The organism is Streptomyces sp. NPDC058198 (assembly GCF_042882605.1).
Classification (GTDB): Bacteria; Actinomycetota; Actinomycetes; order Streptomycetales; family Streptomycetaceae; genus Streptomyces.
In genome coordinates, this window is sequence record NZ_JBHVVP010000001.1 from 1383679 (window position 1) to 1407749 (window position 24071).

The 24071-nt window shown below is 72.2% G+C and carries 9 protein-coding genes; 3 read left to right on the forward strand and 6 right to left on the reverse strand.

Features of this window, described 5'->3' with window-relative positions; translation table 11 throughout:
- Positions 1-256 precede the first annotated feature (256 nt).
- Together ACFVWW_RS06200 and ACFVWW_RS06205 are read left to right on the forward strand one after the other, a co-directional pair.
- Entirely contained in the window at positions 257-1954 is a 1698-nt protein-coding gene (locus ACFVWW_RS06200) for an ABC transporter ATP-binding protein (RefSeq protein WP_384190967.1), read from the forward strand.
- Positions 1951-3801 carry an ABC transporter ATP-binding protein gene (locus ACFVWW_RS06205; protein ID WP_384337419.1) on the forward strand — a complete coding sequence of 617 codons (1851 nt, stop codon included), beginning with the start codon at positions 1951-1953 and terminating at the stop codon, positions 3799-3801. Before ACFVWW_RS06200 ends, ACFVWW_RS06205 begins: the two co-directional genes overlap by 4 nt.
- 153 nt (positions 3802-3954) lie before the next feature.
- On the opposite strand, the gene ACFVWW_RS06210 is transcribed toward ACFVWW_RS06205, so the two are convergent.
- The 4 genes from ACFVWW_RS06210 to ACFVWW_RS06225 form a co-directional block, all read right to left on the reverse strand.
- Positions 3955-4164, reverse strand: coding sequence for an MbtH family protein (locus tag ACFVWW_RS06210; protein WP_386876212.1), 210 nt, complete (start codon positions 4162-4164; stop codon positions 3955-3957).
- On the reverse strand, positions 4161-18392 hold the full coding sequence (locus tag ACFVWW_RS06215; protein ID WP_386876214.1) for an amino acid adenylation domain-containing protein: 14232 nt from the start codon (positions 18390-18392) through the stop codon (positions 4161-4163). Before ACFVWW_RS06215 ends, ACFVWW_RS06210 begins: the two co-directional genes overlap by 4 nt.
- A gap of 214 nt (positions 18393-18606) precedes the next feature.
- Entirely contained in the window at positions 18607-19650 is a 1044-nt protein-coding gene (locus ACFVWW_RS06220; RefSeq protein ID WP_386876216.1) for an iron-siderophore ABC transporter substrate-binding protein, read from the reverse strand.
- Positions 19651-19772: 122 nt separating this feature from the next.
- The gene (locus ACFVWW_RS06225; protein WP_386876218.1) at positions 19773-21125 is read right to left on the reverse strand and encodes a lysine N(6)-hydroxylase/L-ornithine N(5)-oxygenase family protein; all 1353 of its coding nucleotides are present in this window, start codon (positions 21123-21125) and stop codon (positions 19773-19775) included.
- Positions 21126-21374: 249 nt separating this feature from the next.
- Between ACFVWW_RS06225 and ACFVWW_RS06230 the strand changes: the two genes are divergently transcribed.
- Entirely contained in the window at positions 21375-22322 is a 948-nt protein-coding gene (locus ACFVWW_RS06230; protein ID WP_386876220.1) for a methionyl-tRNA formyltransferase, read from the forward strand.
- A gap of 16 nt (positions 22323-22338) precedes the next feature.
- On the opposite strand, the gene ACFVWW_RS06235 is transcribed toward ACFVWW_RS06230, so the two are convergent.
- Together ACFVWW_RS06235 and ACFVWW_RS06240 are read right to left on the reverse strand one after the other, a co-directional pair.
- The gene (locus ACFVWW_RS06235; RefSeq protein ID WP_386876222.1) at positions 22339-22917 is read right to left on the reverse strand and encodes a hypothetical protein; all 579 of its coding nucleotides are present in this window, start codon (positions 22915-22917) and stop codon (positions 22339-22341) included.
- The gene (locus tag ACFVWW_RS06240; protein ID WP_384190986.1) at positions 22914-24071 is read right to left on the reverse strand and encodes an ROK family glucokinase; all 1158 of its coding nucleotides are present in this window, start codon (positions 24069-24071) and stop codon (positions 22914-22916) included. Before ACFVWW_RS06240 ends, ACFVWW_RS06235 begins: the two co-directional genes overlap by 4 nt.

Consider the following 24071-nt stretch of genomic DNA (forward strand, 5'->3'; position numbering starts at 1 on the left):
CCCTGGCGGCGCTTCCGAGTGCCCCGCGAGTCGCGCGAAGCGTTGAACAATGGTGTGCCGCAAGCGACATGACGTACGAACGATGAAACTTAGGTGAGCCTAACCGTACAGCCGCGACGGGGTCAACGCGGCGGTCAGGCCCGCGCCGGCGCCCGCACGACGGCGCCGCCAAGGCCCCCCGCGCGGCCTTGGCACGGGTCGTCATTAAGGTAGGCTTACCTAACTTATCCAGCCCCGTTCTTGTGGAGGCCGCCGCATGTCCGCTGGAGGACCATCGGGGGGCCATGTCCTCCGGAGAGCGCTTGCCGACCAGCGCCGCCGAGTCGTCGGAGCATCACTCCTCGGCACCGCGCACCAAGCGTGCGAGGCCCTCGTCCCGGTGGTCATCGGCCTGGTCATCGACGAGGCGGTGGCGACCGGCTCCTCCGGCGCCCTCCTGCGCTGGCTGCTGGTGCTCGCCGGTCTCTTCCTCGTACTGTCCACGTGCTACCGGAACTCCGCACGGCTCACCGAAGGAGCGGGCGAAGGCGCCGCGCACCGGATCCGGCAGGACCTCGCCGACCGGGTGCTCGATCCGCGGGGCGGAGCCGACTCCGGACGGCTGCCCGGCGCGCTGACCGCCGTCGCGACCGGCGACGCCCGACGCGTCGGTTCCGTCGTCTCCGCACTGCCGTACGCGCTGTCCGCGGTCGCCGGGCTGGCCGTCAGCGCGGTGGCACTGCTCCGTATCTCCGTGCCACTGGGCCTGCTCGTCCTCCTCGGCGTCCCGCCCCTGCTGTGGATCGGCCATCTCATCAGCCGCCCGCTCGAACGGCGCAGCGAGGCCGAGCAGGAGCACGCGGCGCACGCGTCCGGGGTCGCCGCCGACCTGGTCAGCGGCCTGCGCGTGCTGAAGGGGATCGGCGCCGAATCGGCCGCGGTCTCCCGGTACCGGGAGACGAGCCGGAGCTCTCTGTCCGCTGCCCTCCGGGCGGCCGGCAGCCGGGCCTGGCACGACGGCGCGATCCTTGCCCTGACGGGCATCTTCATCGCGGTCATCGGGCTCGTCGGCGCTCATCTGGCGATGCGAGGCACCATCAGCGTGGGTGAGCTGGTGGCGGCCGTCGGCCTCGCCCAGTACCTCCTCGGTCCTTTCCAGCTCCTCACCTACGTCAACGGCGAGTTCGCCCAGGGGCGCGCCTCGGCCGGCCGGGTCGCCGAGATCCTCGCCTCGCCTCCCGCCGTCGTGGCGGGGAAGGCCACGCTTCCCGAGCCGGTCCTCGGGCGGCTGCGGCTGCGCGGCGTCACCCAGGGCGCGCTGCGCGGCGTCGACCTGGACATCGCCCCCGGCAGCCTCGTCGGTGTGGTCACCCGTGACCCGGCCGCCGCGAACGACCTGCTGCTCTGCCTGGGCCGCGAACTCGACCCCGCCGAGGGCACCGTCGAGCTCGACGGCGTACCACTGACCGACCTCGACCCCGGCGACATCCGCCGCATGATCCTGGTCGCCCACCACGATGCCGACCTGTTCGAGGACAGCCTCCTCGCCAACGTACGGGCCGGAGCGGACACCGCGAGGGCGGAGATAGGCCCGGCGCTGGCCGCCTCGGCGGCGGACGATGTCGCCCGGGCCCTGCCCGAGGGCGTGGACACCGTCCTCACCGAACGGGGCCGGTCGCTGTCCGGCGGCCAGCGCCAGCGGGTCGCGCTCGCCCGGGCCCTGGCCGCCGACCCGCCGGTCCTCGTCGTCCACGACCCGACCACCGCCGTCGACACGGTCACCGAGGCCCGCATCGCGGCCCGGCTGCGGGACCTGCGCCGGAGCCGCACCACGGTCCTGGTCACCACCAGCCCCGCCCTGCTCGCCGGAACCGACGTCGTGGTCATGCTCGACAACGGCCGGGTGACCGCCCGGGGCAGCCACCCCGAGTTGGTCGGCGCCCACGAGACGTACCGCTCGGCGGTGCTGGCATGACGACCGCGCAGAACAGCGACCCGCGGAACCCGGACGAGAAGAACGATGGACGGACGATGAGCGGAACCGGCACGCCCGAACGCGAGCTCCTGCCCACCGCCGACGGCGCCCGGACCCTCGCCGTCGTCCGCGGACTGCTACGCCGTCACCGGCTGCTGACGGTGGGCGCGGTGACCGTACTGGTCCTCGGCACGGGCACCGGGCTGATGACCGCGCCGCTGCTCGGCCACATCGTGGACCTGGTCGTGGACGAGCGCGGCGCGGCCGCGCTGACCGTGCCGATGCTGCTCCTCCTGACGGTCGCCGTCGCCAGGGCCGTCGCGACCGCCCTCGGCAAGTCCCTTGTCGCCAGGCTAGGCGAGACGGTCCTCGCGGACCTGCGGGAACGGTTCATCGCGCGGGCACTGCGACTGCCGCTCGAACGGGTCGAGCAGGCCGGTTCCGGCGACCTGACCTCCCGGGTGACGGGTGACGTCACCCTGATCGCGAAGGCGGTACGGCAGGCCCTGCCGGAGTTCGTCGGTGCCTTCCTCACCATCGTGCTGACCCTCGGGGGGCTCGCCCTTCTCGACTGGCGCTTCCTGCTCGCCGTGCTGGTGTCCGTCCCGGTCCATGTCCTCACGGTGCGTTGGTACATCCCGCGCGCCGCGAGCATCTACGCCGCGCACCGGGTGGCGACCGGCGCTCTGCAGCACCAGCTGCTCGACAGCGTCGGCGGGGTGCGCACGGTACGGGCGTTCCGTCTGAACGGACGTCACGCGGAGCTGGTGGAGCAGCGGTCGCAGGCGGCCGTCGACCTGGCGGCGCGGGGCATGCGCCTCGTCTCGGGCTTCTTCTCCCGCCTGAACATCGCCGAGTTCATCGGCATGACGTCGATCCTTGTCACCGGATTCCTGCTGGTCGACAACGGCTCGGTGAGCATCGGTACGGCGACCGCCGCCGCGCTCTACTTCCACGGCCTGTTCAACCCGATCAACGCCGCGCTCTTCCTCATCGACGACGCGCAGTCCGCCGGGGCGAGCCTCGCCCGTCTCGTCGGCGTGTCGAGCCTCCCGGCCGAACGGGAGCCCGACGGGCGGACCGCCGCGCCGGTGGACGGCTCGGTCAAGGTGCTGGACCTCGGTCACGCGTACGTGGACGGCCATCCGGTGCTCAGCGCGGTGGACCTGGAGGTGCGGGACGGCGAACGGCTGGCCCTGGTCGGCGCCAGCGGCGCCGGAAAGACCACGCTGGCGAAGCTGATCGCGGGCGTCCACGCTCCGGTGACAGGTGCGATCTCCCTGGGCGGCGTGGACTCCCGGGAGTTGGGGCCGGCCGGGGTCCGGCAGGCGGTCACCCTGATCAGCCAGGAGGTCCATGTCTTCGCGGGCCCGCTGTCCGAGGACCTGCGACTGGCCCGCCCCGGGGCGACGCACGAGGAGTTGCGCGCCGCGCTGGCCCGTGTCGACGCGCTGGGCTGGGCCGAGACGCTGCCCGACGGCCTGGCCACGGTCGTGGGCGAGGGCGGCCACCGCCTCACGGTGACCCAGGCCCAGCAACTGGCCCTCGCCCGTCTCGTACTCGCCGACCCACCCATCGCGATCCTGGACGAGGCCACCGCCGACGCCGGCAGCGCGGGCGCCCGGGTGCTGGAAACCGCCGCTCTGCGCGCGCTGGAGGGCCGTACGGGCGTGATGGTGGCCCACCGCCTCCCCCAAGCGGCGACCGCGGACCGCGTCGTCGTCCTGAACGAGGGCCGCGTCGTCGAGACGGGCACGCACGACGAACTCGTCGCGGCGGGCGGCCGCTACGCCGAACTCTGGTCGGCGTGGTCCGACAGCCGCCGGGAACCGTCGGTGCCGGAGTAACCCTCGGCACGGGGCCCGCCGCCTAGGCCCCGCCGGATCGGACCCGGTCGCCTCGTTTCACAGGCTGACGAAGGGTTACGGAGACCGCCCACGCGCAGAACGCCGCCGCCCATGGAGAGGGTTCTCCATGGGCGGCGGCGTCTTGATGGGGGGTCAGCCCTGCCGGGTGACGAGGCTCGCCGGGCGCAGGTCCGTCCAGTGCTCTTCGACGTACGCGAGGCATGCCTCGCGCGTGTCCTCGCCGAAGACGGTCCGCCATCCGGCGGGAACCTCGGCGAAGGACGGCCACAGCGAATGCTGGTTCTCGTCGTTGACCAGGACCAGGAAGCGGCCCTGCGGGTCCTCGAACGGGTTGGTGGTCATGCGTTGTCACTCCTTGTGGACAGGGCGGCGAACAGCTCCGAGAGCGGCTGTTCCGGTTCGGCTGCCACGGTGCGCAGCAGCCTCTGGAGTTCGTCGGCGAGCCGCCGTGCCGTGGCAGCGCCGAGCAGGTCGGTGGCGTGGATCAGGCCGCAGTGGACGGGCCCGTCACCGCGCGGCTCGTAGAAACTGAGGGTCAGCCGGGCCCGGGTCGAACCGGTCGGTACGGCGTCGAGGGAGCCGATGCCACCCTCCAGTCGCTCCAGGTCCGCCTGTTCATGGTGGATCACCATCACCTGCGGGCCCTCCGGCGGCAGCCCGGTCGTCCGTACGACCTCCTCGAACGGGACGTCCTGCCGGTCGAGGGCGCTGAGCGTGGTCTCCCGCACGCGGGACAGCAGCTCCGCGAACGTCGGGTCGCCCGCCACGTCGGTGCGCAGTACGACCGTGTTGAAGAAGCAGCCCACCAGATCGGCCAGTTGGTCGTCCGTACGGCCGGCGACCATCGTACCGATGGGCAGGTCCGTGCCCGCGCCGTGGGCGGTGAGCAGCGCCGCCAGGGCGGAGTGCAGAACCATGAACATGCTGGTGCCGGTCGCCCGGGCCAGGTCGTCCACGGCCGCGTGCGTCTCCTCGTCCAGGACGAAGCCCACCTGGTCCGCGCCGGGCGAGGACGGGCGCGCGCCGTCCGCCGGGAGAGCCAATTCGGCCGGCACGTCCTTCAACGTCTCGCGCCAGTAGGCGAGCTGCCGGCCGCCCAGGCTGTCCGGATCGCCCAGGTCGCCCAGGACCTCGCGGGCCCACTGGGCGTAGTCGCTGTACGAGACCGGCAGCCGCTGCCACGCGGGCGCCCGGCCCTCCCTACGGGCCGCGTAAGCCGCCGTCAGGTCACGGAAGAGCGGGACGACCGACCACTCGTCCACCGCCAGGTAGTGCATGGTCAGCAGCAGCGCCTGCCGCCCGGTGGCCGCCGTCAGCAGGTGGGCCCCGAGCGGTGCCTCACGGACCGGCTCCGGCGCCCCGGCCGCCAGTTCCGCCAGGCGGGCCTCCAGGTCCTCGCACTCCTCCAGTTTCAGGGCAGGAGGCTCGGCGACCCGGTGGTACAGCGCGCCGTCCCGTTCCGTGAACGCCGTACGGAGCGGCTCGTGACGAGCGGCCACATCGGCGAGCGCGGCGGACAGCGCGTCCACGTCCAGTCCGCCGGACGAGCGCAGTACGAGCGCGTGGTCGAAGCCCGCGCGACGGCGGTGGGCGTCCCACTGCCAGCGCTGAACCGGGGCCGCCACCGGCGGGTGCCGGCGGTCCTCCGCCGGGCGCAGTGCCGGGCGGGCCGCCGCCGCGCCCTTCAGCTTGCCGTCGAGACCGGCGACGGTCAGCGCGTCGAAGATGTCCCGGATGCTCAGCTCGATCCCGAACTCGGCGCGGATACGGCCCAACAGCCGCATCGACGCCATGGAGTGGCCGCCGAGCGCGAAGAAGTTGTCGTGGATGCCGACCTTCTCCAGCTTGAGGATCTCGCAGAACAACGCGGCGAGCCTGGCCTGCGTCCCGGTGGCCGGGAGCGCGCCGCCGGTCATCGCGGCCCAGTCCGGCGCGGGCAGCGCCTTGCGGTCCAGCTTGCCGTTGGGCGTCAGCGGCAGCGGGCCGTCCAGGGGGACGACCAGCGCCGGGACCATGTACTCGGGCAGTACACCGGCCATATGTGCGCGCAGCTCGCGCGGGTCCAGCTCGCCGGCATCCGGCACGGCGTAGCCGACGAGCCGGACGATGTCGCCGTCGCGGTCGGGCACCACGGCGGCCTGGGCGACCGAGGGGTGTCCGGCGAGGGCCGCCTCGATCTCACCCAGCTCGATGCGGAAGCCGCGGACCTTGACCTGGGTGTCGACCCGCCCGAGGAAGTCGAGGTTGCCGTCCGCGCGCCAGCGGGCTCGGTCACCGGTGCGGTACATCCGGCTGCCGGGCGAGCCGTACGGGTCGGCGACGAACCGCTCCGACGTCAGCCCCGCCTTGCCGAGGTAGCCGCGCGCGAGGCCGCGTCCGGAGACGTACAGCTCGCCTGCGACACCCGGCGGGACGGGCCGCAGGTTCTCGTCCAGGACGTAGCAGCGGGTGTTGGGGTCGGGGCGCCCGATGGGCACCCGGCCGGAGGGGCGCCCGCCGTGCTCGCGTGCGGACCACAGTGTGGAGTTGACCGTCGCCTCGGTGAGGCCGTACGCGCAGATCAGGTGGGCCGTCGCACCGAACCGCTCGAACAGGTCCGGCGGCACCGTCTCCGTACCGACCAGGACGGTCGAGCCCGCGGGCAGCCGGCAGCCCGGCGGCAGGGCCGACACGAGGGACGGTGGAAGGATCATGTGCGTGATCCGCTGGTCCGCGAGGAAGTCGGTGAGCGCCGGGCCGGCGACCCGGGCCTCTTCCGTGATGAGAACGAGCCGGCCTCCCTGGCACAGCGCCATGGACAGCTCGAAGACGAAGACGTCGAAGCCGATCGACGCGAACTGGAGGACCCGGCTGTCGCGTTCCAGGCCCATCCGGTCGACCGCGGTGGCGACGAGACTGGCGATGCCCTCGTGCGGGACGACCACGCCCTTGGGGCGGCCCGTCGAACCGGACGTGTAGATGACGTACGCGGCCTGGTCCAGGCCGACCCGCTCCCCCTCGACCGCGGTCTGCGGCAGCGTGTCCAGCTCGGCGGCGACCGAAGGCTCGTCGAGCAGCACCAGCGGTACGCCCGCCACCTCCGGGATCTTCCCCGCGACCGGCTCGGTGCCGACCACGAGCGCCGCCCGTGAGTCCTCGATCATGTACGTCAGGCGGTCGGCCGGGTGGACCAGGTCGAGCGGCAGGAACGCGGCGCCCAGCTTCAGCGCGGCGAGCACCGTGGCGACCATGTCGACCGAGCGGGGCACGGCCACGCCGACCACGCTCCCGGCGCCCACGCCGCGTGCGGCCAGCAGCCGGGCCACGCGGTTGGCGCGGGCGTCGAGCTGCGTATACGTCACGGAGCGGGCGCGGTCGACGACGGCGACCGCGTCGGGGCGCTCGGCGAGCCGCCGTGCGAACAGAGCGGGGAACGACTCCTCGTCGACCTCGCGGGACGTGTCGTTGAAGTCCCCCAGGACCAGCTGCCGTTCGTCGCCCGCGAGGATCTCCGCCCGCGAGACGGGCTGCCCGGGTGCGGCGACGAGGGCCGCGACGAGCGCCCGGAGGCGATCACCGAGGCGTTCGGCGGTCTCGTGGTCGAACAGCTCCGTGGCGAATTCCAGGCGGCAGTTCAGGTGGTCCTCGGCGCCGTCGGCCGAGGTGTGCTCGGTGAAACTGAACACCAGGTCGAACTTGGCCGAGCGGATGCGGAACGGCACGTAGTCGGCGTGGAGTCCGGGCAGTTCCAGTGCGTCGCCCGTGCGGGCGTGGTAGCCGACCATCACCTGGAACAGCGGGTTCCGGGACAGCGAGCGCGTCGGGTTGAGCTTCTCCACCACCGACTCGAACGGCACGTCCGCGTGCGAGAACGCCGCCAGGTCCGTCTCCCGGACCCGGGCCAGAAGTTCGATGAAGCTCGGGTCGCCGCTCAGGTCCGTCCGCAGCACGAGCGTGTTGACGAAGAAGCCGACCAGGTCGTCCAGCGCTTCGTCGCCGCGCCCCGCGATGGGCGAGCCGAGGGGGATGTCCGTGCCGGCGCCCAGGCGATGCAGCAGGGCGGCCACGGCGGCGTGCACCACCATGAACATGCTGGCGCCGGTCTCGCGGGCGAGCCGCTTCAGCCCCTCGTGGACGTCGGCCTCGAACGCGATGTCCAGTTCGGCGCCGGAGAAGGCCGGCCGCGCCGGGCGCGGCCGGTCCGTGGGCAGTTCCAGCTCCTCGGGTGCGCCCTCCAGGGTCGTACGCCAGTACTCCAGCTGCCGGGCCGCCAGGCCGGCCGCGTCCGCCGGGTCGCCGAGCAGGCGCTGCTGCCACAGCGCGTAGTCGGCGTACTGGACCGGCAGCGGCTCCCACCGCGGGGCCGCACCGGAGACGCGGGCCGCGTAGGCGGTGGCGAGGTCACGGAGGAACGGGCGGTCCGACCACTCGTCGGTGGTGATGTGGTGCAGCAGCAGGACCACGACGTGGTCCCGCGGCGTCAGCTCCACGATCGTGGTGCGCAACGGCAGTTCGGCGGCGAGGTCGAACGGCCGGTTGACGGCCCTGTCGACGATGGCGGGCACCTCGTCCTCGGTGGCGCGCAGCCACTCCACGACGGGCCGCGCCTCTTCGGCGGGCAGCACCTTCTGGATCGCCTGGCCGTCGGGCTCCACGAACACCGTACGCAGGGCTTCGTGCCGGGCCGTCACATCGGCGAGCGCCTTCCCCCACGCCTCGACGTCGAGGGTGCCGCGCAGCCGCATGACCAGCGGGAAGTTGTAGGCGGCAGAGGCACACTCGATCTGCTGGATGACCCACAGCCGCTGCTGGGCGTGCGAGAGCGGCAGCACGTCGGGCCGCTCACCGGCGGTCAGCGCCGGGCGGGCGGCGCCGCCGGAGCGGGCCGCGCGCTCGACCAGTTCGGCGACGGTGGGTGCCTCGAACAGGTCGCGGATCGCGAGTTCGGTGTCAAGGGCGGTGCGGGCACGGCTGACGAGGCGGGTGGCCAGCAGCGAGTGGCCGCCCAGCTCGAAGAAGTCGCTGTCGATGCCGACGCTGCCCTCCGGCAGGCCGAGCACCTCCGCGAAGAGGGCGCACAGCGTCTCTTCCCGCGGGGTGCGGGGAGCGCGGCTCGTGCCCGTCGCGGCGAAGTCCGGGGCGGGCAGGGCGCGTACGTCCAGCTTGCCGTTGACGGTGAGCGGCAGCGTGTCCACGGCGACGAGCGCGGACGGGACCATGTAGTCGGGCAGCCCCGCCTTCAGGTGGTCACGCAGCCGCTGGATCAGGTTCTCCCCCGCCTGCGTGCCGTCCTCCGGCGCGAAGTAACCGACCAGGCGCTTCGTCCCGGTGCTCTCGTTCACGACGACCGCCGCGTGGGCGACCTCGGAGTGCGAGGACAAGGCGGTGGAGATCTCGCCCAGTTCGATCCGGTAGCCGCGGATCTTCACCTGGTCGTCGGTACGGCCCAGGAAGTCGAGCAGGCCGTCGGGCCGCTGCCGTACGAGGTCACCCGTGCGGTACATCCGCTCACCCGGCTCCCCGAACGGGTCCGCGACGAACCGCTCGGCGCTCAGCGCGGGACGCTCGTGGTAGCCGCGGGCCAGACCGGTGCCTGCGATGTACAGCTCGCCGGGGCAGCCCGGCGGCACCGGGCGCAGCATCGCGTCCAGGACATAGGCGCGGGTGTTGCGGATGGGCATGCCGACCGTGGGGGTCGCGCTGTCCGTCGTCGAGCCGCCGAGGGTGTTGATGGTGTACTCGGTCGGCCCGTACAGGTTGTACCCGTAGGTCCCCTCGGTGCGGCGCAGCTTCGTCCATACGGTGTCGGACACGGCCTCGCCGCCGAGGAGGACGAGGGCCGGGCGGTGCTTCCCGACCGTCTCGTCCCGGTCGAGGAGGCCCTCCTCGATGAGGAGCTGGGCGTATGTGGGGGTCACGTTGACCACGTCGACCCGGTGCCGGTCGCAGTAGGCGACCAGCGCCTCGGCGTCGCGGCGCAGCTCCTCGTCACAGACGTGGACCTCGTGGCCCTCGACGAGCCACAGCAGTTCCTCCCAGGACATGTCGAAGGCGAAGGACACGGTGTGCGCGATGCGCAGCCGCCGCCCGCCGGCCGAGCCGATGGCCGGGTCGAAGATCTCCTTCTGGTGGTTGAGCTGCATGTTGGTCAGCCCCCGGTAGGGAGTGACGACGCCCTTGGGGCGGCCGGTGGAGCCGGAGGTGTAGATGACGTACGCCGGGTATTCCAGTCGGTCCGGCACGTCGTGGGCGAACGCGGGCCGCTCGGCGTCCGTGATCTCCCCACCGGGCAGGGCGGCCAACTCGGCGGCCACGGCCTCGTCGTCCAGGAGGAGTTCGGGCGCCACCGCACCGGCGCCACCGCGCAGTGCCGGGGCGACGGCCGTGGTGGAGACGAGGCACAGGGGTCCGGTGTCCTCGGCCATCAGCCGCAGCCGGTCGGCCGGGTGGTCCAGGTCCAGCGGCAGGTACGCGGCCCCGGTCCGCAGGACGGCGAACAGCGCGGCCACCATGTCGATGGACCGGGGCAACGCCAGCGCCACGACCTTCTCCGGTCCCGCGCCCCGGGCGAGGAACAGGCGGGCGATCCGGTTGATGTGCGCGTCCAGTTCGGCGTACGTGAGGGCCCGCTCGCCGAAGACCAGCGCCACCGCGTCCGGGGTACGGGCGACCTGGGCCGTCAGCATGTCGGCGATGGTCTCGTTCGGCACGGGCTCCCGGCTGCCGGCCCACTCGGCCGTCAGCGCGGCGCGCTCCGGCGGCAGCAGCAGGTCCACGCCGACCGTACGGGTCGAGGCGGCGTCCGGGGCGGCGAGGCTCTCCCCGAGCCGCTCGAGGACGGTGGTGAACCGCCCGAGGATCGTGGTCGCGGCCTCCGCGCCGAACAGGTCGGGCCGGGCCGCCAGGGTCACTCGCAGCCGGGTCTCCGGGGTGACGATCAGAGTGAGCGGGAAGTGGGTGCCGTCCACGTTCGACACGTCGGTGATGCCGTGCCGCTGCCGGAGCGCCGCCGCGCGGCCCTCGCCGTCGGCGGAGCGGAGCACGAAGAGCGTGTCGAACAGCCGACGGTGGCCGGTCTCCTGCTGGAGCGTGCCGAGTCCGACGTACTCGTACGGCATGACCGCGGCCCGCTCGGACTGCATGCGCCGCAGCAGGTCGAGCAGCGGCTCGTCCGGAGCGAACTCGACCCGTGCCGGGATGGTGTTGAGGAACATGCCGATGATGCCGGCGGCGTCCGGTACGTCCGCGGGCCGTCCGGCGACCGCCGTGCCGAAGACGACGTCGCGGCGGCCGGTCATCGCGGAGAGGACCAGGCCCCAGGCGGCGTTGAGCACCGTGTTCAGGGTGAGGCCGTGCCGCCGGGCCAGAGCGCGCAGCCGGTCGCTGGTCTCCCGGGTCAGCACCGCGTCGAAGTCGGCCGGGATGACCGGGCCCTCGTCGCGGCCGGTCGGGGCGACGAGGGTCGGCTCGTCGAAACCGGCGAGCGAGGCGCGCCACGCGCCGACGGCCCTGGTCGTGTCCTGCTCATCCAGCCACGCCAGGTAGTCGCGGTACGAGCCCGCGGCGGGCAGACCCGTGGTGTCGCCGTCCCGCTCGTACAGCGTGAACAGCTCCTCCAGGAACAGCCACGCGGACCAGCCGTCCCACAGGATGAGGTGGTGGGTGACGACGAGCCGGTCGCGGCCGTCCTCCAGCCGGATCAGCTGGAGGCGGCACAGGGGCGGCGCCGACAGGTCGAAGCGCTTTCGGCGGTCGGCGGCCAGCAACTCGTCCACCCGGGCGCGCCGCTCCTGCGGGGGCAGTCCGGACAGGTCGGTCTCCACCAGGGGGATCTCGGCACCGTCCACGATGAACTGCACGGGCCGGGGCAGGCCGTCGCTGGTGAACCCGGCGCGCAGGCCGGCGTTGCGCTCCAGGAGCGCCCGGCAGGCGGCACGCAGCCGGGCGGCGTCCAGGCGGTGGCCGAAGTCCAGAGTCTCCTGCGACAGGTAGACGTCGAGCGCGTCCCCCGCGTCGTAGGTGGCGTGGAAGTACATGCCCTCCTGGAGCGGGGAGAGCGGCCAGATGTCGGCGACCGGCAGCCCGGCGACCGCCTCGACGCGGGCGTTCTCCTCCGGGGACAGCTCCAGTCCGCCCAGCGGGGCGGGGGCCGGGGGCTCCGCCGGCACGCCGGCGGTCAGCTGGTCCAGCAGCGCCCTCAGGGCCGGGTCGACCGCTGCCCCGGACCGCTGCTGCTGAGCAAGCACGGCCTGGAGAGCGGCGGCGGCCTGCCCGGCTTCGGCGGTGGACACGGTCACCCCGCCGGTGGGCGCCTCGGGACCGCTCGGGTCCGCCGAAGCCGGCTCTGCGGCCGCGGCCGCGGCGGCGAGCGCGGCGGGCGTGCGGTGCTCGAATACATCGCGCGGGCTGATGGTCAGTCCCCTTTCGCGGGCCCGGGTGGCGACGGCGATCGACGTGAGGCTGTCACCGCCGAGCACGAAGAAGTCGTCGTCGGCGCCGATCCCGGGCATGCCGAGAAGGTCCGTGAAGATCTCGCACAGGGCGCGTTCCCGCTCATCGCGGGGTGCTCGTCCACCGGCCCTGGGGGCGACGGACGGCGAGGGCAGGGCGTTCTGGTCGAGCTTGCCGCTGGGCGTCAGCGGCAGCTCGTCGACGGCCACGACAGCCGTCGGCACCATCACCGCGGGCAATGCCTCGGCGAGCGCCGCGTGGAGGGCTTCGCCGTCCAGCGCGGCGCCGGGACCGGGAACGGCGTAGCCCAGAAGCACCCCGTCACGGACGATCACGGCGGCGCGGGCGACACCCGGCAGGGCGGCCAGGGCGGCCTCGATCTCGCCCAGCTCGACGCGGTTGCCGCGGATCTTCACCTGCCGGTCGGTACGGCCCAGGTACTCGACGGCGCCGTCGGCGCGGCGCCGGACCAGATCGCCGGTCCGGTACATGCGCGCGCCCGGCTCGCCGAACGGGTCGGCGACGAACCGCTCGGCGGTCAGGCCGTGCCGGTCGTGGTAGCCACGGGCCAACTGGACGCCGGCCAGATACAGTTCGCCCGGCACGCCGTCCGGGACGGGGCGCAGGAAGGCGTCAAGCACGTACAACCGGGTGTTCCACACGGGGCGGCCGATGGGAACGGCGAGCTCGGCGCCGCCCTCGTACGGGAAGTACGTCGTGTCGACCGCCGCCTCGGTGGGGCCGTACAGGTTGTGCAGCGGTACGGGGCCGTGGCCGTGGCGGGAGGTCAGCTCCCGCCAGCGGCGCGCGTCCGGTCCGGTGAGGGCCTCGCCGCTGCAGAACACCCGGCGCAGACTCGCCGACCAGTCCGGGGCGTCGGCGGCGTCCAGCACCCGGACGAACACGGCCAGCATCGACGGCACGAAGTGCGTCGTCGTGATCCGCCGGGCGTGGATCAGCTCGGCCAGATAGGCCGGGTCGCGATGGCCGTCGGGCCGGGCGAGGACGACGGTCGCGCCCTCGACCAGGGCCCAGAAGAACTCCCAGACGGACACGTCGAAGCTGGACGGGGTCTTCTGGAGGACCCGGTCGTCGGCGGTGAGGCCGTACTCACCCTGCATCCAGGCGAGACGGTTGACGATCGCCCGGTGGGTGACAGCGACGCCCTTGGGGCGCCCGGTGGAGCCTGAGGTGTAGATCAGGTAGGCGGGGTGGTCAGGTCCCGCGTGCGCACCGGGCGTGTCGGGGACCTCCTCGTCGTGGTCCACGACGACGTGTTCGAGACCCGGGACGTCGGGCAGTCGCCCGGCCGAGTGGCTGGTGGTCACGACCGTACGGGCCCCCGAGTCGGCGAGCATGAACGCCACCCGGTCGGCGGGGTAGTCGAGATCCACGGGCAGGTAGGCGGCGCCCGCCTTGTGCACGCCGAGCAGCGCGACCATCAGCTCCGCGGAACGGGGCACCGCGACCGCGACGAACCGCTCCGGGCCCGCGCCACGTGCCCGCAGCCGCCGGGCAAGTGCCTCGGCGCGCCGGTCCAGTTCGGCGTAGGTCAGGGTGGTGTCCTCGAAGACGACGGCCGGGGCGTGCGGGGTCCGTGCCACCTGGGCGGCGAAGAGCGAGGCGAGGGTGGCAGCCTCGTCGGGCAGCGGGTGTGCCGTCGCGTTCAGCGCGGTGAGGCGCTCCTGCTCCCGGTCGGACAGCATCCCGACCCGGGCGACCGGGCGGGCGGGGTCGGACCTGAGAGTCCGCAGCAGTGTCTCGAACCGGCGGGCGATCACCGCCACGGACAGCTGGTCGAGCCGGGCCGCGTCGTACTTGAACCGCAGCGACAGATGGGCGCCGGGCTCCACGACCAGCGCGAGCGGGTAGTGCACGGCGTCGAACACCTCCGCGCCGGTGACGCGCAGCGCCTCCTCGTCCTGTTCGGCGGACAGCTCACCGGACGGGAAGTTCTCAAACACCACGAGCGTGTCGAAGAGTTCCCCACCGCCCGTGATCCGCTGGATCTCGGCGAGCCCGAGGTGCTGGTGGTCCAGGAGGGCCGCGTGCTCGTCCTGGACGCGCCGCAGCAGCTCGGCGAGTGACTCGCCCGCGTGCAGGGTGACCCGGGCCGGCACCGTGTTGATGAACAGGCCCACGGCCGAGTCCAGGCCCTCGACCTCGGTGGTGCGTCCCGAGACGGTGGTGCCGAACACCACGTCCTGGCTGCCGGTCAGGCCACCGAGCAGCAGCGCCCAGGCGCCGTGCACGACGGTGCTGAGGGTGAGGCCATGGCTGCGGGCGAGGGCGGTCAGGTCAGCGGTGAGCGACTCGGGCAGCCGGACCTCCACGTGCTCGGGCCCGGCGACCGGTGCGGCCCGGTCCTCCCCCGTGGCGAAGGCGGCGGGCAGCCGGCTGGGGCCGTCCAGACCGGCCAGCGCCTGCCGCCACGCGTCACGGGCGGCGTCGCGGTCCCGGCAGGCCAGCCAGGAGAGGTACGGCTGCGGGGCGGGCGGCTCGGGCAGGGCCTCCCCCCGGTGGGCAGCGGTGAGTTCGCGCAGCAGGACGGAGACCGACCAGCCGTCGGCGACGATGTGGTGCAGGGTGAGCAGGAGTCGCCGGCGCTGCCCGTCCCGGATCAGGGTGGCCCGCAGCAACGGCGGCCGGGCGAGGTCGAACCGCTCGGCACGGTCCTGCCGCAGCAGGTCCTCCAGCGCGGTGTGGGCGGTGTCCGCCTGGCGCCAGGGAAGAGTCGCGTGGCCGGCGATCCGCTGGACGACCTCGCCGCCCGGGAGCTGGCGGAACGAGGCGCGCAGCAGCGGATGCCGGTCGAGCAGCAGTTGGAGCGACTGACGCAGCCGGTCCGGGTCAACGGTGCCCGCGAGGTCGAGGAGTTCCTGGACGACATAGACGTCGCCGGCCTCCTGGTCGAACTCCGCGTGGAAGAAGAAGCCTTCCTGGAGTGGGGAGACAGGCAGGGCGTCCTCGTCGAGGCGCACCACCCGTGCGGCCGGCCCGCCCGCCGCCGGCGCCGCCACGCCGGCCAGGACCGCCGTCCTGGCGAGCGCCGCCACGGTCCGCTGCCGGAACACGTCGCGTGGGGTGATCGCGAGCCCGGTCTCGCGGGCGCGGTTGACCAGCTGGATCGCGACGATGCTGTCGCCGCCCAGCTCGAAGAAGCTGTCGTGGACGCCGGCCGACGGCAGGCCGAGCACCTCGGCGAAGAGCCCGGCGAGCGCGGTCTCGGCGGGGGTGGTGGGCGCGTCGCCGCCGGCCGTCGCGGTCCACCGGGGCTCGGGCAGGGCGCGGCTGTCGAGCTTGCCGTTGGGCGTCAGCGGCAGGGGCCCGTCAAGGCGTACGACGGCGGAGGGAACCATGTGGTCGGGCAGCGCTTCGGCGATCCGGGCGCGCGCCCGTGTCACGGAGGCGTCCGGGTCCGTACCGGCCTCGGCCACGAGGTAGGCGACGAGCCGCTTGGCGCTCCGGTGATCCTCGCGGACGAGGACGGCGGCCTGGGCGATGCCCGGGCAGGCCATGAAGGCACTCTCGATCTCGCCGGGCTCGATGCGGTGGCCGCGTATCTTGATCTGGCCGTCGCTGCGTCCCAGGAACTCCAGGTTGCCGTCGGCGGCCCAGCGGACACGGTCGCCCGTGCGGTACATCCGCGCGCCGGGCTCGGCGGCGTACGGATCGGCGACAAAGCGCTCGGAGGTGAGCCCCGGCCTCCCCAGGTAGCCGCGGGCGAGGCCGCGTCCGGCGATGTACAGCTCCCCCGCGGCACCGACCGGCACGGGGCGGAGCGCGGAGTCGAGCACGTAGGCACGGGTGTTGGGGTCGGGCTCGCCGATCGGCGCGGGTCCGGTCCTGTCCGGGGTGGCGATCCACAGGGTGGAGTTGACGGTGGCCTCGGTGAGGCCGTAGGCGACGACCACCTGGAGCCGGCCGGACCAGCGGGCGATCAGCTCACTGGGCACCGCCTCGGTGCCGACGATCAGCACGGCGCCGTCGGGCAGGTCGCAGTCCTGCGGCAGGGCCGAGACGAGGGACGGCGGCAGGATCATGTGGGTGGCGCGATGGCGTGCGATGTAGTCCGTGAGGGCGGGCCCGGCGACGCGCCGCTCCGTGGGGACGACAATGACGCGGCCGCCCACGCACAGCGACATGATCAGGTCCCAGACCGTCACATCGAACCCGCAGGAAGCGAACTGGACGACGCGGCTGTCGGACGTGATGCCGATGCGGTCGGTGGCGGTGGCGATGAGGCTGCCGACGCCGTCATGGGAGACGACGACGCCCTTGGGCCGGCCGGTGGAGCCCGAGGTGTAGATGACGTACGCGGCCTGGCCCGGAGCGATGGGCGCACCCAGGTCCGAGGCATCGAGGAGGGCGCACTCGGAGACCACGGACGGGGCGTCGAGCAGCAGGTGGCCGACGCCCGCGCCCTTCGGCAGGACGTCGGACAACTCGCGGGTGGTGAGGAGGGTGCGCGCCCCGGCGTCATCCAGCATGTAGACGACGCGGTCCTGCGGATGGTCGACGTCCAGCGGCAGATAGGCGGCCCCCGCCTTCATGACCGCGAGCAGGGACACCACGAGTTCGGGGGAACGCGGCACGGCCACGGCGACGACATCCTCGGCGCCCACGCCACGGGCGGCGAGGAGGCGGGCCAGCCGGTTGGCCGCCGCGTTCAGTTCGGCGTACGTCAGCTCCCGGTCCTCGCAGACGAGGGCGACGGCGTCCGGGGTGCGGCGGACCTGACGCTCGAACGCGGCGGGCCAGGAGAGCTCGGCGGCCTCGCGCGGTGACACGCCGAACTCGTCGAGGAGCAGGGCGCGCTCCGCACCGGAGGTCAGCTCGATGCGGCCGACGGGGCGGTCCAGATCCTCGGCCAGGTCGGCCAACAGCGCCAGGAAGCGGCGCTCGTGGGCGCGCAGGGTCTCCTCGTCGCACACGTCGGCGTCCGCGTCGATGTGGACGCGGATGCCCTGCCCTCCCTGGATCTCGACGAAGCTGAGGGCCAGGTCGCTGACCGGGCCGACCCAGACCGGGTCGAGTTCGATCGCGTGGTCGGAGAACCGCAGGTCTTCGGAGCGGGGCAGGACGTTGACCGTCGGGCCGACGAGTTCGGGCACGCCGTCGGCCAGGCCCAGTTCCCTGGCCAGGTCCTCGGCGCGGTAGCGCCCGTGGCCGACCGCCTCGGTGACCGCGTCGCGGATGTCGGCCAGGAGCTCGGCGCCGGTCGTGCCCGGGCGGACGGACAGCCGCAGCGGGACGATGTTGGACACCATGCCGGGGATACCCGCCGACACGGAGTCCTGGCGGGCGGCGACCGGCAGGCCGAGGACCAGGTCCTGTTCACCGCTGACCCGGTGCAGATAGGCGGCCACGGCCGCGATCAGCAGGCGGGAGGCACGCGTGCCGGCCCGCTCGGCGGCGGCATACAGCGAGCGGGTGTCCGCGGCGGACAGCTCGGACGTGCGTCGCAGCCGCCGCGTCATGAGCGCCGGGGCGCGCTCCACGAGGCGTACGGGCTCGGGACGGCCGGCCATGCGGGCCAGCCAGTAGGCGCGGTCCTCCTGGTGGCGGTCCGAGGCACGGTAGGCCGCGTCGGCCGCCACCAAGCGGGAGATCCGCCAGTCACGGGGTGCGGGGGGCTGGTCGGGGGCGGTGTAGATCTCCCCCGCCCGGCGCGTGATGAGCGCGACGCCCATGCCGTCGGTGACGATGTGGTGGTAGCTCTGATACCACGTGACGTGGTCGTCGGCCAGGCGCAGCAGGGCCTGGCCGAAGAGGGAGCCCCGGGCCGGATCGGCCGGCCGATCGTGCGCGGCGTCCATCCAGTCGGCGGCGGCCCGCTCGGGATCGGAGGCACCTCGCAGGTCGACGACGGGGACGTCGAAGGGAACAGGAGCGGGCGTCTGCCGCGGTCCACCGTCCCCGGCGCTGACCCGCACGTGCAGGCTTTCGGCTTCCCCGACGGCCTGCCGCACGGAGGCGGCCAGACGGCCGAGGTCGATGTCGCCTCGCAGGTCCAGAGCGAACACGATGTTGTAGGCGGAGCTGTCCGGGTCGATCTGCTGGGCAAGCCAGATGCCGGATTGCCCGCCCGTGACGGGTATGCCGGAAGCGGACGTCCGGTCCGACTCGACGTCAAACATCGTTCGAAAGGGCCTTTCCCTGGTGGTACGTCAGTGAGGTTCGTCCCGGGCCCCGCTCCCGGCCGCGCGGGGCGGACCGCCGTACGGGCGGTCGGCGGGACGTGGGCGGCGCTGAGGAGCAACTGGGCGCAGACGGCGGATCCCGTCCGCCCGCCCCTGCCGGCGGACGGACGGGATCCCGTTGGACCGGCGCCTACGACCTGGTGCGCGGTCGTTACTTGATGGCCGCGATCAGCGGCTCGACCTCGTCGATGGCGTACGGGATCGAAAGGACGGTGTTGAAGGAGAAGGCCGCGCCGATGTCCGGGTCCTGGTAGGGCACGAACAGGTCGCGCTTCTCCTCGTGAACCTTCAGCTTCTGGTAGAGCGGCTCGCCCTTGATGCGGTCGTTGGCCTCCGTGCTGGAGGTGACCCAGACGAGACGGTCGACGTCGAGTACGTTCAGCTTCTCGGCGCTCAGTTCGGCGACGTTCCAGCCCGGCTTCGCCAACGTGTCGATCTCGGGCTTCAGCTTGAAACCGAGCTCGGAGAAGAAGATCGCCTTCGGGTCGGTCTTCGTGAAAGCCGAGTACTTGCCCGCCTCGAAGCTGTCGGCGACGGCGAGGGTCTTCTCGGCGAACTCGGGGTTCTTGTCCCGCACGGCCTTGAAGCGCGCGTCGATGCCGGCGATCAGCTTCTCGCTCTCTGCGGCCTTGCCGAGCGACTTGCCGATCTGCCGGGTCATCACCTGCCAGGACGCCCCGTAGTCGGGCAGGCCCTTGGGCTGGGCGACGACCTTGGTGAACTTCGAGAGCGTGTCGTACTGCTCCTTCTTCATCCCCGAGTACTGCGCGATGACGAGGTCCGGCTTCAGCGCCGCGATCTTCTCGATGTTGTACTCGTCACGCTCACCGACGATCTCCGGCTTCGTGGACCCCCACTTGTCCTTCGTCCACGGCCACTTGCCGTACGGCTGCTCCTTGAACCAGTCCACCGCTCCGACCGGCTTGAGACCGAGCCCCAGAACGGCGTCCTGGTCCGACAGGCCCAGGGTGACCACCCTCTTCGGCTCCGCCTCGATCGTCGTGCTGCCGTACTTGTGCTCCACCGTCACCGGGAAGGCGGCCGACGTGGTGTTCGCCTCACCCGAGGGCTTCGACTCGGCCTTGTCGGCGCCGCCCGCGCAGGCGGACAGAGCGAGCGCGGCGACGGCGGCGACGGCCACACGGGGGATGTATCTGACGAAACGCGTCGGAGTGAGGCGCGTACCAGTGGACACGGATGTTCCTTTCACGGGGATTGCACGGTGCGTGCCACGCCTGCCGCGTACAGCGGCGCCACAAGGCGGGCGTGACGGTTGAGAGGCTTTGCCAAGGAGGAAATTCGGGGACGAAGAGGTCCTCAGCGGACCGAGCCGATGCCGTCGGCGACCGGCCGGGACCGGCCCTGGGCGGGCTCCAGGCCACGGTCGAGGATCGAGCCCAGGATCTCGCCGACCCTGATCGCGGTGTTGGAGAGCAGCGACGACGTGATGCCGTGGGTGTGCTCGGTGCCGCCCTGGAGGTAGATACCGCAGCGCAGTTCGGGGTCCGTCGTGATGCGGTAGTCCCGCTCGACGCGTACCCGGCCCTGGTCGTCGCGGTGGCAGCTTTCCGCGACCTCGCCGAGGAGACCGAGGGGGTCGGCCTGGCTGTAGCCGGTGGCGAGGACCACGACGTCGGCGTCCAGTACCCCCTCCTCGCCGGTGACCAGGGAGGTGACGGTGGCGCGGACGCGGTCCTGGGACTCCTCGACGGCGGTCAGCCGTGAGACGTTGAGGAAGCGCAGCCGCTCGGTGCCGAGGACCTTCTCCTGGTACGCCTGCCGGTACAGGTCGTCGATCAGGTCGATGTCCACGACGGAGTAGTTGGTGTTGCCGTGGTAGTCCATCAGCCTGCGCTTGATGTCGTCGGGGGCCGTGAAGTACTCGTCGACCGCCTCGGGATCGAAGATGCGGTTGGCGAAGCTGCTGTCGTCGGCGGGGCTGTAGCCGTAACGGGAGAAGACGGCGCAGACCTCGGCCCCCGGGAAGCGGCGGTGCAGGTACGCCACGTTCTCGGCCGCGCTCTGGCCGGCGCCGACCACGATGAAGCGGGTGGGGTCGGCGCCCTCCAGGCTGGCCACCTTCGCGAGCAGGTCGGAGTTGTGCCAGACACGGTCGGTCCGCTCGACCCCCTCCGGCACGAGGGGGCGCAGACCCGTGCCGATGACGAGGTTTCGGGCACGGTGGACCACCGTCTCCGCCCCCGAACGGGCCGTCACGTCGAGGTACTCCACCACTCCGTCGCGTACGACGGGGGCGACGGCGATGACCTCATGGCCGTACGAGACCATGTCGTCGACCTTCTCCGCGGCCCACTCGAAGTAGTCGTGGAACTCGACGCGGAGCGGGAAAAGGTTCTTGTGGTTGACGAAGTCGATCAGCCGGCCCTTGCTCTGCAGGTACCGCAGGAACGTGTACTCACTGGACGGATTGCGGAGCGTCACCAGGTCCTTGAGGAAGGACACCTGCATCGTCGCGTCGTCGATCAGCATGCCCCGGTGCCAGCCGAAGCTCGGCTGGCACTCGAAGAAGTGAGCAGTCACCGCCTCCTGCCTCCCGACGCCCGCGTTGTACTCGCTGAGCGCGATGGCCATGGCCACATTGGACGGTCCGAAGCCGATTCCTATGAGGTCGTGGATCAGAGGTGCGTCGCCAGGAAGAACCTGTGACATGTCACTCCCATTCGTGCGGGACAGCCGCCTGTCAGGCGTGGATGAAAAGAAACGAGACGCCGAGCCCGCCGTGAACGCCGGAGCCGAACTTAGGTAAAGCTAACCTGACCTGGGTCGGCCTGTCGACGGGACGAATCGGGCGAGTGGCAAGGCTTGGTGCCGAACGGGCCTGAAATCGGGGCCCGTTGCATCCTTAGGTAAGCCTTGCTTTACTTGTTACGATCATTCGCTCTTCTGAGGAGGAACCCCATGCGGGTCGTCATGTTCGGTTACCAGACCTGGGGACATCGCACCCTGCAAGCACTCCTGGACTCCGAGCACGACGTGGTGATGGTCGTGACGCACCCCAAGAGCGAGCACGCCTACGAGAAGATCTGGAGCGACTCGGTCGCCGACCTGGCCGAAGAGCACGGCGTCCCCGTCGTCATCCGCAACAGGCCGGACGACGAGGAGCTGTTCCAGCGGCTCAAGGAAGCCGGCCCGGACATCATCGTGGCCAACAACTGGCGCACGTGGATCCCGCCGCACATCTACGGCCTTCCTCGTTTCGGCACGCTGAACATCCACGACTCGCTGCTGCCGAAGTACGCCGGCTTCTCGCCGCTGATCTGGGCCCTCATCAACGGAGAGCGGGAAGTCGGCGTCACGGCCCACATGATGGACGAGGTGCTCGACGCGGGCGACATCGTGGACCAGCGCGCGGTGGCGGTGGAGCCCACGGACACCGCGACCGACCTGTTCCACAAGACCGTCGACCTCATCGCCCCCGTGACGGTCGGCGCCCTGGACCTGATCGCCTCCGGACAGACCGAGTTCACCAAGCAGGACCGTTCCCGGGCCAGCTTCTTCCACAAGCGGTCCGAGGCGGACATCCGGATCAACTGGGACTGGCCGGCCGATGTCCTGGAGCGCCTGATCCGTGCTCAGTCCGCGCCGTATCCGAGCGCCTTCACCTTCCACAAGGGCAAGCGCCTGGAGGTCCTGGCCGCGGTCGTTTCGGAGGGTCGCTACGGAGGCACTCCCGGCCGCGTCTTCTACCGCGAGGGCGACGGCGTGGTGATCGTCGCCGGCGCTGACGCCCGCACCGGCCGCAACCACGGCCTGGCCATCACCCGCGTACGGACGGAGGACGGCCACGAGCTGCCCGCGACCGAGTACTTCACCTCGATGGGCGGCTACCTCACCAGCCGTCCCTGACGACCGGTCCGTTCACTCACGGGGTCGTGGTGGAGACGACGTACACCCGGGGGAATCCGGGCTCGGTGAGGTCGACGACGACGTCCTGGCTGGGCCGGGGGTCCTGCTGCCGGTGGCTGGTGCCGGCCCAGTCGTGGCCCGGGATGCCGAAGTTCCAGCCGACGGTACGCCGGTCGCGGGGGGCGATCGTGATGGCGCCGTCCTTGAGCGCGGACCGGCTGGTACCCATCTCGCTCAGGAAGGTGTCGAGCCGCCCGGAGGTGACGTCGAACTGGACGTACAGCCGGCTGGACTTCCAGTTGCTCGTCTCGTAGTAGCGCACCCGGGTGGCCCCGGGCGGGATCGGCACCTCGAAGATACGGCGCTTCATCTTGGAGGGGCGCAGATGCTGGAGGCCGGTGGCCGAGGACTCGGTCTCCTTGTCCCGGCCGCTGTCGCGGCTCTGTCCGGCCGAGATCACCAGATAGCCGGCCGGGATGCCGATGAGCAGCACGATGACGACGGCGGTCAGCCAGCGCCGGCGGATGCGGTGACGGCGGTCCTCCGGCGGCTTGCCGCCCTCCGCCGAGGACAGCGACGGCAGGGACACGGTCATGAGGGCGGTTCCTGGGTCGTACGGACGGTGCGGATGGCCTGGGCGTAGCGCTCGTACCGCTCGTGGCGTTCCGCGCGGCGGCGGTTGGCACGGCGGAAGCGCCGGGCCACCAGCCGGGAGAGATCGGCGGCGCCGACCATGCCCGCCTCGGGGCCGAGCTGTGCCTTGACGATCCGGGCCTCGGGGCGGTAGCCGCGGCCGGTGAGATGGCGGCGGAAGGCGTCGCGGGCCGGGCCGATCAGCAGATCGTCGGCGGCGCTGACGCCACCGCCGATGACGAAGCAGGACGGGTCGAGGGCCGCGGCCAGATTGGCGATGCCGACACCGAGCCACTGTCCGATGTCCTGGAACAGCTCGATGCACATGGCGTCGCCCTCGCGGGCCAGCTCGGTGATCAGCGGTCCGGTGATCTCCTGGACGTTGCCCTTGACGCGGTCGATGATGTTGTACGCGACCGGGGAGTCGGCCACGGCCAGCTCCCTGGCTTCCCGTACGAGGGCGTTGCCCGAGCTGTACTGCTCCCAGCAGCCGCGGTTGCCGCACGGGCAGCGGTGACCGCCGGGCACGACCTGCATATGGCCGAACTCGCCGGCGACACCGAACTTGCCGCGCTTGACCTGCCCGTCCTCCAGGATGGCGCCGCCGATGCCGGTGCCGAGCGTGATCATGACGAGGTGGTCCTCGCCGCGCCCGGCGCCGAAGCGCCACTCCGCCCAGGCCGCGGTGTTGGCGTCGTTGTCGACCATCACGGGGACGGCGAGCCGGCTGGAGAGGGCGTCTCTGAGGGGTTCGTCGCGCCAGGCGAGATGCGGCGCGAACAGCACTTTGGAGCGGTCGGCGTCGACCCAGCCGGCCGCGCCGATGCCGACGGCGTGCACATCGTGGCGGTCGGAGAGATCGAGCACCAGCTCGACGATGGTGTCCTCGACGACCCGGGGGCTCTTGGACTTGTCCGGGGTCTCGGTACGGAGCTTCTCCAGGATGTTGCCGTCCGGGTCGACGACGCCTGCCATCACCTTCGTACCGCCGATGTCGATGCCGACGGTCGGGACACGGGGCGCGGTGAGCAGGGAGCGGCGCTCACGGGTGCCGACGGTCCGCAGGACGGTGGCGCGGGCGGAGCCGCGGTGCGCGAAGTCGCGGTACGTGCTCAT